The sequence below is a fragment of the Pseudomonas sp. REP124 genome (assembly GCF_020164475.1).
In the GTDB taxonomy this organism is placed as follows: Bacteria; Pseudomonadota; Gammaproteobacteria; order Pseudomonadales; family Pseudomonadaceae; genus Aquipseudomonas.
Genome location: NZ_JAIQWX010000141.1, coordinates 1 through 16,249 on the forward strand (window position 1 = coordinate 1; position 16,249 = coordinate 16,249).

At 62.2% G+C, this 16,249-nt stretch carries 10 protein-coding genes; 1 reads left to right on the forward strand and 9 read right to left on the reverse strand.

The window, feature by feature from the left end; all coding sequences use genetic code 11:
- Window positions 1-73: 73 nt before the first annotated feature.
- Together mmsB and K9857_RS24810 are read right to left on the reverse strand one after the other, a co-directional pair.
- A complete protein-coding gene (gene mmsB, locus K9857_RS24805) occupies window positions 74-961 on the reverse strand; it encodes a 3-hydroxyisobutyrate dehydrogenase (protein ID WP_224540285.1) in 888 nt (295 codons plus the stop codon).
- Window positions 962-971: 10 nt separating this feature from the next.
- Entirely contained in the window at window positions 972-2,498 is a 1,527-nt protein-coding gene (locus tag K9857_RS24810) for a CoA-acylating methylmalonate-semialdehyde dehydrogenase (RefSeq protein WP_224540287.1), read from the reverse strand.
- 162 nt (window positions 2,499-2,660) lie between these two features.
- On the opposite strand from K9857_RS24810, the gene K9857_RS24815 reads away from it, so the two are divergent.
- Entirely contained in the window at window positions 2,661-3,608 is a 948-nt protein-coding gene (locus tag K9857_RS24815) for a LysR family transcriptional regulator (RefSeq protein ID WP_224540289.1), read from the forward strand.
- A 33-nt stretch (window positions 3,609-3,641) separates the two neighbouring features.
- On the opposite strand, the gene K9857_RS24820 is transcribed toward K9857_RS24815, so the two are convergent.
- From K9857_RS24820 to recC, 7 genes are all read right to left on the reverse strand, one after another.
- Window positions 3,642-4,352 (reverse strand): CatB-related O-acetyltransferase, encoded by a 711-nt coding sequence (locus K9857_RS24820; RefSeq protein WP_318011775.1) that lies wholly within the window; start codon window positions 4,350-4,352, stop codon window positions 3,642-3,644.
- Window positions 4,353-4,454: 102 nt separating this feature from the next.
- Window positions 4,455-4,964, reverse strand: coding sequence for an OmpA family protein (locus tag K9857_RS24825; protein WP_224540291.1), 510 nt, complete (start codon window positions 4,962-4,964; stop codon window positions 4,455-4,457).
- A gap of 12 nt (window positions 4,965-4,976) precedes the next feature.
- Window positions 4,977-6,233: a diguanylate cyclase domain-containing protein gene (locus K9857_RS24830; protein WP_224540293.1), complete on the reverse strand. Its 1,257-nt coding sequence runs from the start codon at window positions 6,231-6,233 to the stop codon at window positions 4,977-4,979.
- The gene (locus K9857_RS24835) at window positions 6,230-6,805 is read right to left on the reverse strand and encodes a YfiR family protein (RefSeq protein ID WP_224540295.1); all 576 of its coding nucleotides are present in this window, start codon (window positions 6,803-6,805) and stop codon (window positions 6,230-6,232) included. Before K9857_RS24835 ends, K9857_RS24830 begins: the two co-directional genes overlap by 4 nt.
- Before the next feature lie 95 nt (window positions 6,806-6,900).
- The gene (recD, locus tag K9857_RS24840) at window positions 6,901-9,009 is read right to left on the reverse strand and encodes an exodeoxyribonuclease V subunit alpha (protein ID WP_224540297.1); all 2,109 of its coding nucleotides are present in this window, start codon (window positions 9,007-9,009) and stop codon (window positions 6,901-6,903) included.
- Window positions 9,006-12,698 (reverse strand): exodeoxyribonuclease V subunit beta, encoded by a 3,693-nt coding sequence (recB, locus tag K9857_RS24845; protein ID WP_224540299.1) that lies wholly within the window; start codon window positions 12,696-12,698, stop codon window positions 9,006-9,008. Before recB ends, recD begins: the two co-directional genes overlap by 4 nt.
- Window positions 12,695-16,147 carry an exodeoxyribonuclease V subunit gamma gene (recC, locus tag K9857_RS24850; RefSeq protein ID WP_224540301.1) on the reverse strand — a complete coding sequence of 1,151 codons (3,453 nt, stop codon included), beginning with the start codon at window positions 16,145-16,147 and terminating at the stop codon, window positions 12,695-12,697. Before recC ends, recB begins: the two co-directional genes overlap by 4 nt.
- Window positions 16,148-16,249: the final 102 nt, after the last annotated feature.

Genomic DNA, 16,249 nt, shown 5'->3' on the forward strand with positions numbered 1-16,249 from the left:
GCTGCCGAAGGCTGCGATCTTTTCAAGAGTAAAAAACCGGGGACCCGCCCGACGCGGATCCCCGGAAACAGCCTTACTCAGGCTTGCGATAGCTGTTGATGATCGCCGAGAAGTCGTTGCCGCCCTCTCCACGCAAACTCATCGCCTGGTACAACTGCTGGGCCACCGCACCGAGGACGACCGGCTGGTGTGCCTGACGTGCCGCTTCAGTGGCCAGGCCCAGGTCCTTGAGCATCAGCTCGGCACCGAAACCACCGGTGTAGCCGCGCGAGGCTGGCGCCGTTTCGACGATGCCCGGCCATGGGTTGTACATCTCCGAACTCCAGCAACGACCAGTGGAGCTGTTGATGATGCCCGCCAGCACCTTGGTGTCGATGCCCAGGGCATCGCCCAGGGCCATGGCTTCGCTGACGCCGACCATGGAAATGCCCAACAGCAGGTTGTTGCAGATTTTAGCGATTTGCCCGGTGCCGACCTCACCACAATGGACGATGTTGCGGCCCATCTGCGCCAGTACCGGTTGCAGGGTGGCGAACAGTTCCGCGGTACCGCCGACCATGAAGGTCAGCGTGCCCGCCGCCGCGCCGCCGGTGCCGCCGGAGACCGGTGCATCGGCCATGGCCACGCCCTGTTTGGCAGCAGCGGCGGCCACGTCACGGGCGGTCTGTGGATCGATGGTGCTGCAATCCACCGCCGGCACACCCTTGCCGATACCGGCAAGTACGCCGTCTTCACCCAGCCAGACGCTGCGCACATGCACTGCGGCCGGCAGCATGGTGATCACCAGTTCCGCACCCTGCGCTGCTTCGCGGGCCGAGGCGCTGATGCTGCCGCCCAGTTGCTCCAGCTCCGCCAGCACGGTTTTGTTCAGGTCCACCATGCGCAGCGAATGGCCGGCCTTGATCAGGTTGCGCGCCATCGGCGCGCCCATGTTGCCCAGACCGATAAAAGCGATTTTCATGCCTGGCTCCTTATCGCAGATTGATGGTGGTGTTCACGCCGTCGTTGACGCTGTCGTCATCGAACCAACGGGCAGTGACCGTCTTGGTCTGAGTGTAGAACTGCACCACTTGCTTGCCATACGGGCCGAGGTCGCCCAGCTTGGAGCCACGGGAACCGGTGAAGCTGAAGAACGGGACCGGCACCGGAATCGGGATGTTGATGCCGACCTGACCGACGTCGATTTCGCTCTGGAATTTACGCGCCGCCGCACCGCTCTGGGTGAACAGGCCGGTGCCGTTGCCGAACGGGTTGGCGTTGACCAGGGCAATGGCCTCATCGAGAGTGGCAACTTCCAGCACCACCAGCACCGGGCCGAAAATTTCCTGGGTGTAGATCTGCATGTCGGTGGTCACGCCGGAGAACAGGGTCGGGCCGACAAAGTTGCCCTTCTCGTACCCTGGAACACTGATCTCGCGACCATCCAGCTCCAGCTTGGCGCCTTCCTTGATGCCGCTCTCGATCAGATCGAGAATCCGCGCCTTGGCCTTTTTCGAAATCACCGGGCCGACGTCGGTGCCCGGCTCGCTGCCGGCATTGACCTTGAGCTTCTGCGCCAGCGCCTTGAGATCCGGCAGCCATTGCTTCGCCGCGCCCACCAGCACCACCACCGAGGTGGCCATGCAACGCTGACCCGCCGCGCCGAAACCGGCACCGACCAGGGCATTGAGCGCTTGTTCGCGATTGGCGTCTGGCAGGACCACGGCGTGGTTCTTGGCGCCCATCATCGATTGCACGCGCTTGCCGTGTTTGCCAGCCAGGTCGTAGACGTGAGTACCGACCGCAGTCGAGCCGACGAAGGACACGGCCTTGATGTCTTTATGGGTGCAGAGCCCGTCCACCACGTCCTTGCCGCCGTGCACGACGTTCAGTACACCGGCCGGAATGCCGGCTTCGATGGCCAGCTCAACCAGCAGCATGGTCGACATCGGGTCCTGCTCGGAAGGCTTGAGGACGAAGGTGTTGCCGCAGGCGATGGCCATCGGGAACATCCACAGCGGAATCATCGCCGGGAAGTTGAAAGGGGTGATGCCGGCGCACACGCCGATCGGCTGGCGCAGGGTGTAAGTGTCGACGCCACCGGCGACGTTTTCAGCGAACTCGCCCATCTGCAGGGAGCCGATGGAGCAGGCGTGCTCGACCACTTCCAGGCCACGGAAAATGTCGCCCTCGGCGTCGGCAATGGTTTTGCCCTGCTCGGCGCTCAGCACCGCGGCGATGCGCTTGGAATGCTCGCGAATCAATGCCTGGAGCTTGAGCATGATGCGCATCCGCGCGCCGATCGGGGTCAGCTTCCAGGTCTGGAAGGCGCGATGGGCCGCGCTGATCGCCGCGTCGACTTCCTCGTCGGTGGCGAACGGAACCTTGGCCAGCACTTGCTGGGTCGCCGGGTTGACGATGTCGTGCCATTCGGTGGTCTTGGATTCGACCCACTCACCGTCGATCAACAGCTTGACCTTCTGCACGGTGGTTTCGTTGGGCGTGAGCGATGCGTTCATGTTCGATCTCCTGGACGTTGTTCTTATTCAGAGAGCTATCAGTCGAGTCAAGGCGAGCAAGTCGCCTTGAGAGAAGTCCTGTGCCGCGAATAGGTTTCGCGCTGTTTTTGGAGTATAGATGTGCAAACTTCCAACAAGAACGCACATAAAAGCCGGTCCAACATGCAAAAAAACATCACGTCCCTGGGGTCGCTGAACTGGGACGACCTCAAGTTTTTCCTCGAAGTGGCCCGTACCCGCAAGGCCAGTACCGCCGCCAAGCGCCTGGCGGTGGACTACACCACCGTCTCGCGGCGCATCAGTTCGCTGGAAGCTTCGTTGGGTACGCTGTTGTTCGAGAAATCGCGGACCAGCGGCTTTGTCCTGACCGCTGAAGGCCAGCGTTTGATGGGTTACGCGGAATCGATTGAAAGCACACTGCACATGGCCTGCGAGCAGGTATCGGGCTCCGGCGTGGCACTGTCCGGGCATGTGCGCATGGGCTGCACCGAAGGCTTCGGCAGCTTCTTCATCACTCCACAGCTAAGCCACTTCGTCGACGCCTACCCGGCCATCTCGGTGGACATCCTGCCCCTGCCGCACTTTATCAGCCTGTCCAAGCGCGAGGCCGACATCGTCATCGCCCTGGAACGCCCGGAACACGGGCCGTACGTGTGCTGCAAACTCTGCGACTACCGCCTGCAGCTCTACGCGACCCAGGAATACCTCGACAAACACCCGCCCATCCGCCGCGCGGCAGACCTGGGCAACCATTCATTCATCAGTTATGTCGACGATCTGGCTTTCAGCTCGGAGCTACTGTACCTAGCCAACGTCCTGCCCGGCGCCAGCGCCAACCTGCGCAGCACCAGCGTGATCGCGCAATTCGTCGCGGCGCAGCAAGGCCGATCGCTGGCAATCCTGCCCTGCTTCCTCGCTGCGCAGGATCCGCGGTTGCTGCCGGTGTTGCCGGAGGAGATCAATATCACCCGGCAATTCTGGATGTACTGCCGGGAGGACCTGAGAAAGCTCAAGCGCATTACGCTGCTGTGGGATTACATCAGGGAGGTGACGGAGCTGAATGGGCCGTTGTTGCTGGGCCAGACGCGGGAGCTGCGTTTTACCGACTGAGCCCCTGAGAACACCATCCAAACTGTGGTGTGTTCAGCCAGACAATACGCGGCAGCCCTTGCGAGTGAGCTCCAGCCGCTGGTAGCTCGCCCGATTTTCGTCACCCAGGCTCATCAACTGCGGCAACGCCACCTCGGGATCATCCAGGCGCAATCCTTTCAGGAATTCGATATCGCGCTCCCACCATTTGCTTTCCAGCAACCGCGAAATGACTTCCGGCGAATGCCGATACTTGACCACTTTCGCCGGCACGCCCGCGACGATGGCGTACGGCGGCACATCGTGAGCCACCAGCGCACGGGTGGCGACAATGGCGCCGGTACCGACTTTGACGCCTTCCATGATCATCGCGCTGTGGCCGATCCACACATCATCGCCAATCGTCACATCGGCAATGACAGGATCGTACGTGAGCGCCGTGTCGGTGTACTGGAACGGATGGGAGCTGACCCAGTCCGAAGGGTGAGTGTTTTTTTCCTGACCGATGTAGCAGTTATTGCCAATGGAACAAAAGCGTCCGATGGACGAAACCGTCGACAACTTGCTGTCACTACGGATGTAGGTATGGGCGCCAATAGTCAGATGCCTGGCATCGATGATCACATGCCCCAGAGAGACACCTTCTTCAATGATCAGCGTCGTATTCTTACCGAGTGAAGACACCCCGCCCGCGAACTTGCACGTGTGCTCTCGAAGCCATCGCTTCCAATAACGGTTTCGGTAAAAACTCAGTAATTTTTTCATCTGCTTAATCAATGCTTGTTTCTTGTTGTTTGAGCCTGAAGCGCTCATGCAAAAAATCAGATGCCCGGCTCGGACCGGGCAGGACACAAAGCATAGCGTCGATCAGTCGGCGCTCACCACAATGGCAACCCGACGATTTTCCGTGCGGCCGGAAGCCGTGTCATTGCTCGCCACCGGCTTGCTGCTGCCGAAACCCTGCAACTGGATGTTCTCCTGCTTCATGCCGGCGCCAGCCAGGACGATGGCGACGCTCTTGGCGCGGCGCAGGGAGAGCTGTTCGTTGTAGGCCTCCTTGCCCGACGCGTCGGTATGCCCATCGACCCTCACCCGCTCGATGCCGACGCTCAGCAACGACTTGCCGATGCGCTGGACGATCTCACTGCTCTGCGCGTTGAGGCTGTCGACGTCGCTGCCAAACAGCACTTTGCCGGACAGGCCGAACGCCCAGCCCTCGTCGGTCAACTCGAAGCCTTGCTGCTTCAGCACGGCGATCTGCGCCGGGGTCAGGCCTTTAGGCGGCACCGACTGACAACCGGCCAGGCTCAGCACGGCCATCAACAGGGTGATCGAGAACAGTCGCAGGGTACGTTGGGTGAGTGAAAACACGGACATTCAGCTCCTTGATTAAACATCGGCGACAGGGTGCTCCGACCCTGCGGTATGTTGCGCGCCCCGGGTGAGGCGCTTGGCTTGATACATCGCACCATCGGCGGCATCGAGCAGTGCGCTCGGCGTGCCCCCGTGATCGGGGTACACGGCGATGCCGATGCTCAGCGAAGTCATCACCTCGTGCGCCCCCGGCAACTCGATGGGCGTCTCCATACTGGCGAGGATCTTGTCGGCGATCCGCTCGGCGTCTTCGGTCTTGTGCAGCGGCGTCAGCAGCACCGCGAATTCATCGCCGCCCAGGCGCGCCACCAGATCCTCTTCACGCAGTTGCGCCTTGACCCGACTGGCCACGGCCATCAGCACGGCGTCACCGGCGGCATGCCCGAAGCTGTCGTTGATGTCCTTGAACCGGTCGCTGTCGAGGAACAGCACCGCCACTCGCTCGTTGAACTTGTTGGCGTTGCGCAACGCCCGCATCAGGCGGCCTTCGAAGAACGCCCGGTTGGGCAGCCCCGTGAGGCTGTCGTGATTGGCCTGGTGCGCGAGGGACTCGTTCTCGCTGCGCAGATGGAACTGCCTGGATTCGAGCTCATCAAGCAGCGCATTGAAGTCGTTGCCCAGATTGTCGAGCTCGGCGATGGTCGCCGGCGGCACGCGTCGATCCAGGGCCCGCTCGCTGCGTGCGGCGTGTGCTACCGCGGCCAGCCTGCGCAAGGGGCCGGTGATGCCGCGCAGTTGCCGGCGCGCCAGATAGAGCGCGACCCAGGCACTGATCGCCGTACACAGCAAAATTCCCACCAGACCACTGAGCAAAAAGCGCATCAAGCTGCCACCGTGTCCGGTCAGCCGAATACTGCCGACCTCGCGGTCCTGATGAAGGATCGGCATGCTGATGGGCTTTTCCAGAAAGACCTTGGCCAGCTGCAGTTCGAGCTCGGTCAACAACCCGGTTTCCGGCCGCTGCCAGCGCGCCAGCACCTCTCCCTTCGCACTCAGGACCTGGGCATCGGCCACTTCTTCGGTGGAGGCGATCAGCGCCAGCGCTTCCGAAGCGGCGGCCTTGTCGTTGAACACCACGGCCGCTTCCACGGTGTAATTGATCGAGCGGGCGATCAGGTGCAGGTTGTGATCGGCATACACCCGCAACGCCAGAATGCCCAGCAAGGTCAGGGACACGCTGGCCATGGCCACGGCCACCAGCGCCACGATCAGATGACCGCGGCCGATGACCGAACGCAGGGTCGGGCGACTACCCGGCTTGAGCAGACTCATGTGGCCGCCGGCTTGCGACGGGACAGTTGCAGTACGCTCGGATGGATGCGCACACCACTGCGGGCGACGGAGTCGAGATTGACCTCGAAGGACACTTGCTCATCGCTGACCCGTAGACAGAACAGACTGCCGACGGTGCATTGATCATCGCTCTCGCTGATGCTCAATACCGGGCGGCCGGTCAGCGCGGCATACAAGTGGCTGCGCTCCTCAACGGTCAACTTGCCGATGTACGCTGCATCGCATTCATCGGCGATGGTCGGGTTGCTGGCCAGCAAGCGGCGCACGGTCACGGGTCGGCCCGTCGCCTGGGTCGTGCCTTTAAGCAGGTCATCGGTGTATTCGGTGGGGCCGATCACGCACAGGCGAAGCCGGTCGGGTTCAACCGGCCAGCGGGCATAACTGAGAATGCCGAGGACGACTTCGGTGACGGCCTTGGCGCGTTGCTCGGCCGGGCTCGCAGGAGCTTGCGGTTGAGCGCAGACAATCCCCGACAGCAAACACAGAAGGCCGGCGAGCAGTGCCTGTTTGCAGCTCATGACACGCCCTGTCGTCCTGACAGCCACCTTCATGCGGGGATTCTCTTCAACCGTAACCAAATGATGCCGCAACGATAGCATAGCGACGGGACGCCAGCGAAGCAGCGCCCCTCATGCTCGATGCTTTTTCAATCAGCCAGGTCTGAATCGCCCTTGAGCTCGAGCATCAAGCCGCTCAGGCGTTTGACCTTGCGCTTGACCGCCTCTTCGAAGACGCCGCCACGGGGCTCGATCAGGGTGAACCAGTCCTTGGCCCGGGTGATCCCGGTGTAGATCAGTTCCTTGGTGAGCACCGGGTTCAGGGCGTCCGGCAGGATCAGCGCGGTATGGGCGAACTCCGAGCCCTGGGATTTATGCACGGTCATGGCGTACACGGTCTCGACATCATTGAGCCGGCTCGGCAGGACGAATCGCACTCCACCCTGCCCGTCGTTGCGCGGGAACGCCACGCGCAAAACCTGCTTGCCCGCCTCGGGCCCGTCGCGCTCAGGCAACTTGAGCGCGATACCGATATCGCCGTTCATCAAGCCCAGGCCGTAGTCATTGCGGGTCATCAGCACGGGACGCCCTTCATACCACTGCTGGTCGCTGTCGATCAGCCGCGCCCTGAGCAGCGCCTCGGTGACCCGCACATTGAGCCCCTCCACACCCCACGGCCCCTTGCGCACCGCGCACAGCAACTGGAAGGCATCGAAGGCTTGCAGGACCTGGCGCGCCCAGTCCATCCAGCTCGTATCATCCAGCGTGGTGCTGAACGTCGGCCGCTGGTTACGCAGCACGCTCAAGTAATGCCGATAGCCTTGGGGTCCTTCGCCATGTCCTTCTAGCAGCAAGCGCTCCAAGGCACGATCCTGTTCATTCTTGAGCGACACGCTGAACACGTCGCCGTGACTGCGTGCCGCCAGCAGATTGCGCGCCTCATCGGGCTGCTGCTGATTGACCCAACGGGCCAACTGGCCGATGCCGCTGCCTTCGCCGAAACGTCGCGAATGACGCAACATCACTACCTGCTGCGCCAATGGATGACTGCCGTGGGTATCTTCCTGCAAGCCGCTGGCTGCCAGGCTTTCGCCACTGACCGACTCCAGCCACTGACGCGTTTGCGGGCTGTACCAACCGGCCTCGGCATCGCGACACAAATCCCCCAGCACCGCCCCCGCCTCCACCGAGGCCAACTGGTCCTTATCCCCCAGCAACACCAGACGGGCATGGGGCGGCAAGGCGTCCAGCAGGTTGGCCATCATTTCCAGGTCAATCATCGAGGCTTCGTCCACCACCAGCACATCCAGCGGCAGGCGATTGCCCCCGTTGTGGCGGAAGTGCCGGGTGCCCGGACGGCTGCCGAGCAAGCGGTGGACGGTGGTGACGTCGGAGGGGATCTTATTGCGGATGTCTTCGCTGACTTTCAGCGTACGCACCTGCTGGCTGATGGATTCGGTCAGGCGCGCGGCGGCCTTGCCGGTGGGCGCCGCCAAACGGATTCTCAGCGGTTGGCCCGCTTCGACTGCGGGCGCCTGGAGCAAGGCCAGCAGGCGCACCACCGTGGTGGTCTTGCCGGTGCCCGGCCCGCCGGTGACGATGCTGAACGCGCCGCGAGTCGCGAGGGCACAGGCGAGCTTTTGCCAGTCGATCACTTCAGCGGATCCGGCCGAACCGAACAGACCGGTCAGGCGCTGAGGCAGGTCGCTCGGGGCGACTTCTTGCACCTCGAGGCGTTGGCGCAACGCATGATCGATCTGCCGCTCGTAGGCCCAGTAGCGGCGCAGATAAAGACGCTTGCCCGACAGCACCAGCGGGCGCTGTTGCGCGGTTTCACTGGTGTCGACCGCCAGCGCGACCAGACTTCCGGCGGCCAGCACCTTGCACCAATGGGCACCATCGAGCGATGCCAGCAACTGTGACGGCAACAGCATCGCGCCACCTTGCACATCGCCTTCCGGCGGCAGCGACAGGGCGAAATCCGGTTCCTTCAAGGTTTCGAACAGATCCAGGCAGACATGCCCATGACCCAGTTGATGGCTGGTCAACGCGGCGGCCAGCAGCACCAGCGGATCATCGTCCGGAGCCAGTTCATGCAGGAAGGCTACGAAGGCTTTATCCAGTGCACGCAGCCAGCCACGTTCGACCCAGCGTGTGAGCAACACCAGCAGGTCGTCGGCGCGGCTCAAGGGGGCGAGTTCGGCGAGGTTGCCGATTGCCGACGAGCTCGGCAGCACATCGGCGAAGGTGCGGTTCATAGCAATACTCCCTGTTCCCACGCCGGTTCAGCCTTGGGCTCGGCTTTACCCTGGAACATGCGGTCCAGGCGCTCGATCAGCTCTCTGGGTGGACGGGCGAAATACACGCCTTGTGTCGGCGCGCGGGTGCCGCGCAGGAACAGATACAGCGCGCCACCGATGTGCCGGTCGTAGTCGTAATCGGCCAGACGAGCCTTGAGCTGGCGATGCAGGGCCAGCAGGTACAACACGTATTGCAGGTCGTAACGGTTATCCAGAATCGACTGCTCCATGGCCTGCTCGGTGTAGGCCGAGTCGTCAGCGCCCAACCAGTTGGATTTGTAATCGGCGACGTAATAGCGACCGTCGTGCTCGAAGGTCAGGTCGACAAAGCCCTTGAACATGCCGTTGAGCAGCACCGGCTCGGCGGCCAGACGCGGCATGCCGTTGTGGGTGTACTGGCGCACCAGCGCATCGAGTTTGAGTACATCGACCTTGTGGCTGGCGAACCAGAATTCCATTTCGACCTGATACTGGGTCAACTGCTCGAACACCACAGGCGCCTGCCCCGCTCCCACTGGCAGCGGCGATTTGAGCAGATGCTGCAGCCAGTCGCTCAGCGTAGTGATCCAGCCTTCCCAGCCACGGCGATTGCAGCGCCGGGCGATGGCGTCTTCCACGGCTTGCGACGTGACGGCGAAACCTTCGTCACCGGCCCACTCGAGCAAGCCATGGAGAAAGGTGCCCGGGTTCGGACCGCGAGGGAAACGGTGAATATCCGCACCGCCGGCGAGCATCTCACGGGGCGCTTGCGGATCGAGACGTTCGTCGTCGAAGAGCTTCTGCGCCTGCGGGCTTTCCGGCGACTCGTCGCTGCCCTCGCTCAGTACATCGCTCAGGCGCAAGGCGCTGTAGGAGGCGATCCACCAGTTTTCGCTGGCCTTGCGTGACGGCATCATCGGAGCGCGCAAAGCGGCGGTGTTTTGCGGTGGATGGTAGTGCTCGATGGTGGCTTCCGGCATTTCGCCGTAGCCAAGGGACGGGCAATCCTGCTGCAAGTCTTGCAGCCAGCGGTTGAGTGACTGGGACTCGCTCAGGATGGCGCCGCCACCCAGCAGATAACCCAGCGCCGACAGGTGCAGCACCGAGCTGTTGTTGTTCCCGCGCTTGAGATCGGTCACTCCCAGCCAGCAGGCATGCTGCGCCCGGGTCAGGGCCACATAAAGCAGGCGCAGATCTTCAGCCAGTCGCTCGTCGTCAGCCAGGGCGATCAATTCGGCGGTCGGGTTCAGCGTCACCTGCGCCTTGCCGTCAGCATCGTGGTAATGCAACGGCAAACGACTGCCATCCACCGGTTTCGCCGAGCAAATGAACGGCAGGAACACCAGTGGATATTCAAGCCCCTTGGACTTGTGGATGGTCACCACCTTGACCAGTTGCTCATCACTTTCCAGACGCAGAATCTGCTCTTCACCGGCCTGGCCGGACAGCGCCAGATGCTCGGACAAATGCCGGATCAGCGCCTGTTCGCCATCCAGTTCGGCGGCGGCCTGTTGCAGCAATTCGCACAGATGCAGCAGGTTGGTCAGCACCCGCTCGCCATCGCTGCGGGCAATCAAAGTCTGGGGCAATTGGAAGTCATGCAGCAGGCAGCGCAGCATCGGCAACACGCCCTGCTTGCGCCAGATCTCGCGATAACGACGGAACTGCATGACCCGGGACTCCCAGGCCATTTCGTCCTGATTGAGTTGCTCCAGTTCCACCAGCGACAGGTTGAGCGTGATGCAGGCCAGGGCGGCTCGTAGCGGTCGCTCGACATCCGGCTCGGCGCAGGCCTTGAGCCAGGTCAGCATGTCGTGAGCTTCCTGGGCGGCGAACACCGAATCCTTGTCCGACAGATAAACGCTTCGCACACCGCGAGCGGAAAGCTCGGCGCGCACGGCCTGGGCCTCCTTGCCGTCGCGCACGAGGATGGCGATGTCGGCGGGCCGCAGGCCTTTGAAATCCTCGCCGTCGCGCGTGAACCCGGCCTGGTTCTGTTGCCCGCCGTTGAGCAACGCGGTGATCTGGCTGGCGCAGGCGGCGGCCAGTTGTTGCCGGTACACCGCACCGGATAACGGCTGCTCGGAAGACAGGTGCCAGATGTTCAGTGCTGGCACGGTCTGGCCATCGATCTGCAGAACTTCTTTGCGCCCTTGGGACTGGACCGGCAAGAACGGCACCGGGTTTTCGCCATCGCTCTCACGGAACAGGAACGCACCACGCCCGGCCTCTCGAATCTCGGCGCGTTTAAAGACGTGGTTCACGGCGCTGACCATGCCGTGGCTGGAGCGGAAGTTGGTGCCCAGGGTATGCAGGCGACCCGTCGTGGCCTGACGGGCGCGCAGGTAGGTGTAGATGTCGGCACCGCGGAAGGCATAGATGGCCTGTTTCGGGTCACCAATCAGGAACAGGCCGCTCTCGGGATTGTTGTCTTCGATGCGGTAGATGCTCTCGAAGATACGGTACTGCACCGGGTCGGTGTCCTGGAATTCGTCGATCAGCGCGACCGGGAACTGCTCGCGGATCAAGGTCGCCAGGCGCTCTCCGCCTTCGGCCTGCAAGGCAGCATCCAGACGCAACAGCATGTCGTCGAAGCCCATTTCCGCGCGGCGACGTTTTTCTTCCTCGAAGCGCGCACCGACCCAATGGGCGGCATGCTGCAGAACGGCAGCATCGGGTGTCGGCAAACCATCCAGACACACTTTCAAGGCGTGCATGGCATCGAGACCCGGATGGTCGGGAGCCGGGCCTTTCTTCCAGGCTTCGGCCATCCCCTCGGGGGTCAGGCGCGTGAAACCGGTGCCGATGTCCAGTTGCTCAAGGGCTTCGTCCTCGGCCCAGGTCTTGATCTTCTCGAACCAGGGCTCGAAGTAGCGCGCCTGCATCTTGCGCCCGTCGACGCTTTTGCTGGCGACACCTTCGTGACAGATGGCGAGCAATTCATCCGCCCACTGACGCCACGGCATCTTGAGTTCCAGCAAGGCGGCTCGGCGCTCTTGCAGACACTCCATGATCAGCTCGGCGGGCTCGCGGTTTTCAACCTTGTCCCGCTCGCTGGCAAACAACCCGCGCACCTGCGGCAATAGCGCCGCCGGCCCGCCCCAATTGGTGCGCACCCAGTTCAGGGCATCGCCCTGCATCGGGTAGCAGAACAAGCGCCAATAGTCGCGCAGGACCTCGCCGAGCAGATCGCTGTGATCGGTTTCCAGGGTCTGGGTAAACAGGCTGCCACTGTCGAAAGCGTGCTCGCGCAACATGCGCTGACACCAACTGTGGATCGTCGAAACTGCGGCTTCATCCATCCACTGCGCGGCGATGTCGAGGCGGTTGGCGCAACCTGCCCATTGCTCGGGCAAATAAGTATCACGCAGTTCGGCGATCAGGCCGTCGGGAGCTGGAGTTTCATCGCGGAAGAACCGCGCAGCTTCCGCCAAACGCGTGCGGATTCGCTCACGCAGCTCCTTGGTGGCAGCATCGGTGAAGGTCACGACCAGGATCTGTGGCGGCAACAACTCGCGCCCGAAGCCATTGGCCTCGCCACCATGACCGAGGACCAGACGCAGGTACAACGCGGAAATGGTGAAGGTCTTGCCGGTGCCGGCACTGGCTTCGATCAACTGACTGCCACGCAGCGGGAACGCCAGGGCCAGAGGTGTCTTGGTGGTCATGGGCGCGCCTCCTCGCTGGCCATCGAACGCCAGGGGGCCTCGAGCATCGGTTTGTACAGCGCTTCGCACCAGTCCATGAATGTCTCGTCGGCGACCAGTGCATCGAAATCGGCAAACTGACGGGCCAGCGCCACGCTTTCGCGACGCTCACCGTCGGTGGTCAGGCCATCGCCTTCATAGGCCTTGCGGGCAGCTGCTTCGGCCTTGACCGGATCGGTCTGGCCCAACCAGGCGAAGGCCGTCTTGACTGCGATCGGCAGCGGTTGGCGCATGCCGGCTTTCCAGGCCAGCAGCAGATCCCCCAATATCCGTTTCGCTGATTGGGTTTCCAACGGCGCGAGCATCAAGCTGTCATCGCTGGCCACCAATGCGGTGGTCATCTCAAGGCCACTTGCGCATGCGATCAGATGGTCAACCCAGGGCCGCGTCAGGCGATGCCATTTGCGCGACTTGATCGAGCCGATGCTGTTGGGGATCGTAGTCACGGACAGCAATCCGCCATCGGCACGCTGATGCAGGCCACTGAGCCAGCCTTCAATGCGCAGATCATGCAGTTCCAGATTCACCGGTAGCGCACTGGTTAACGGTGTTGGCCATAGAGCCAACAACTGATGGTAGCGCTCGACCAGATCCGGCAGCGGTTCGATCAACTCTCGCTGGAGGCACTCGCCAAATCCGGCCATGGGCAGCAGGCCGCTGTTTTGCAGGCGCCGCGCTTGTGCCTCAAGAGCCTGGTCGGGGTTATCCACGTCATTGAGCGCGGCCTTCAGCAGGTTGTCGCTGAGGCTGTAGCGCTGCAGTGCGTCGAGGACGAAGGGCTCCTCATCCGCCAGAGGTACTTCGGCGGCTTCGAAGAACACCTTCAATCTTTGGCTGAAGAAATGCCGCACCGGGTTGCGCAGGAAATCCTGGAGCTGACCGATGCCCAGCGGCTCCTCTTGAATGTGAGGCGCGAGGATTTCGTTTTCGGCAGTCTGGCTTGGTGCGTGATGAAGCACCTGCCATTCGTTGGCGTAGCTGAACAGGTCATCGCCTTCGTGGAAGTAGCGAGCGCTGAAGGGTTGCAACGGGTGTTCCTGGGTCAGCGTTTCGAGCACGTCTTGTTCGGCGTCGCTTGATTTCCAGCCGCTGGCGAGGTGATCGCGCAATTGACCGATCAGTACCGACGCGGGGCGCTCGCTGTTGTCGCGAATGCTGCGGCCGACCCAGCTGATGTACAGCTGGTCGCGGGCCGACAGCAGCGCTTCGAGCAGAAGGTAACGGTCGTCCTCGCGACGTGAACGATCACCGGGCCGGTAGTCGCTGCCCATGAGGTCAAAGTCCAGCGGCGGTTGCGCCCGCGGGTAGTCGCCGTCATTCATGCCCAGCAGGCACACCAGTTTGAAAGGGATCGCACGCATCGGCATCAGGGTGCAGAAGTTCACCGCGCCGGCGAGGAAGCGTTGGGACAAGCGGCCCTGATCCAGGCCGGCCAGCCAGGCTTCACGAACGACGGTCAGCGGCAGTTCGTCCTGCAGACCGACCGACTCACAATTCTCCAGCCAGGCTTCGCGCAGCTCTTCCAGCTGCGTGAGCAAGAAGTCGTCATGCTCATTGGTGGCCTGGAAGAACAGCGAGGTCAGTGCCTGCAGGCGCAGGCTCCATTGGCTCGGTGATGCCGGTTGTGTGAGTTCCCGATGGGCGATTTCCAGCGCGTCCAGCAATGAAACCAGCGGGCCGATCAGTGCCGCATCCAGCCCGCCAATCTCGTTGTACGGCTCGATGCCGCCGTACATGCTGCCACTGCCGACGGCATATCCAAGCAGCATGCGACGCAGGCCGAAACGCCAACTGTTTTGCTCAAGAGCCTCTGGCAAACCAAGGCCTGCGCGTTGCTCGGCGTTCATGCCCCAACGAATGCCCGCGCCTTCGATCCAGCTGTGCAGGGTCGGCAGATCGCGCTCCTCGACACCGAAGCGCGCGCGCAATGCGGGTACGTCCAGCAGATCGAGAATCTCACTGACGGGGAATCGGCTGTCAGGCAGTTTGAGCAGGTGTTCGACGGCGATCAGCAAAGGGTCGCGACCGCGCTGGCCCTGGTCTGCCAGCGTGAAAGGAATGAAACGTGGGTCGTGACGATCGAGCTGGCCGAATACAGCGCGAATATGCGGTGCATAGCTATCGATGTCCGGGACCATGACGATCACATCCCGGGGGCGCAGATGAGAGTCGGCGCTGAAGCGTGCGAGCAGTTGGTCGTGGAGGATCTCCACTTCACGCTGGGCACTGTGGGCGATGTGAAAACGGATCGACTGATCGTGCTGTGGATCGATGGCTGGCCAGCGTTCGCGGGTCTCGTTCAGGGGGCGCAGTTCGAGGATGTCGTCTTGCAGCTGATTGAGCATGTTCAGGGGCTGGCTGTCGCTGAACAGGTCAATGCGACCGTCGCGGAACGCTGCGCGATAGCTGTTGGGATCGTCGTAGCTGTCGAGCAGGTTTATGTAGTCCCTGCCCTGCTTGCCCCAGGCGGCCAGCAGCGGATGGGCGTGCTGATGCAGAGTTTGCGGGTCGAGCACCACCGGCATGCCACTCTTGCGGGCCTGGCGTTTGTATTGATGTCGCAGGAGGTCTTTATCGGCAACGATGTCTGCCCAGTGATGACGGCAGGGGTTGTGTACGCACAGCAGGACCTGGCTGAATCGAGCCAGTCCGGCGAGGGCTTCCAGGGCTTGGGCCGGCAGCGAGGAGATACCAAACACAATTACTCGAGAGGGCAATCCTTTGGGGGCTACTTCAAGATTGTTGATGCGCTCGATGAAGCGCTGGTGGACGCCGGCGCGACTTTGGGACATGCCTTCTTCGCCGACATCCACCAGCAGTGCACGCCATAACTCTGCTTGCCAGCAATTGGCTGGGGGCAGCGGCTTGGCTTCGCCTCGGCCGCTGCGCAATTGATGGCGTCCTTCGGCCCAGTCTTCGAGCCAGTCTGCGCGATACACCTGGTATTGGTCGAACAAGTCAGCCAGTCGCTCAGCCAACTGGTAGCGCTTGCGCAGGTCGGTGTCGTGGGTCAGGAAGCGTTGCAGGGGTTCGAAGTGCGGTTGATTGATCAATTGCGGCAGCAGGCGCATCAGGCGCCAAGTCAGCGGGGCTTTATCGAGCAAGGATTTGGCCGGGATTTCGTCACGACCCAGGACCATGCGGTAGAGCTGCCACATGAAGCTGCCGGGCAACTGGACATCAATCGCGGCGGCGATTCCACAGCCGCCCATGTCATCGTCCTCAGCATCTTCGGCCAGCGCCAGTTTGAGCCACTGTGCAATGCCGTTGCTTTGTACCAGGGCAATCTCATTTTCCAAGGGAGCCAGCGGGTAGCGGCGCATCCAGCTCACCACCAGGCTGCGCAGCTCGTCCAGGCGGTTGCCGTGAACCACCATAAAACCAGCATTGAGGGACATTGCGTCCGGCATAAAGACTTCCTTGGAAAATACGAATGCTAGGGCCGAACCTTAGCATTGTCGGGGGGCGGTGACAGCGGGGAGCTGTTCAGCTTTGGTTGCGAACTTTTTACG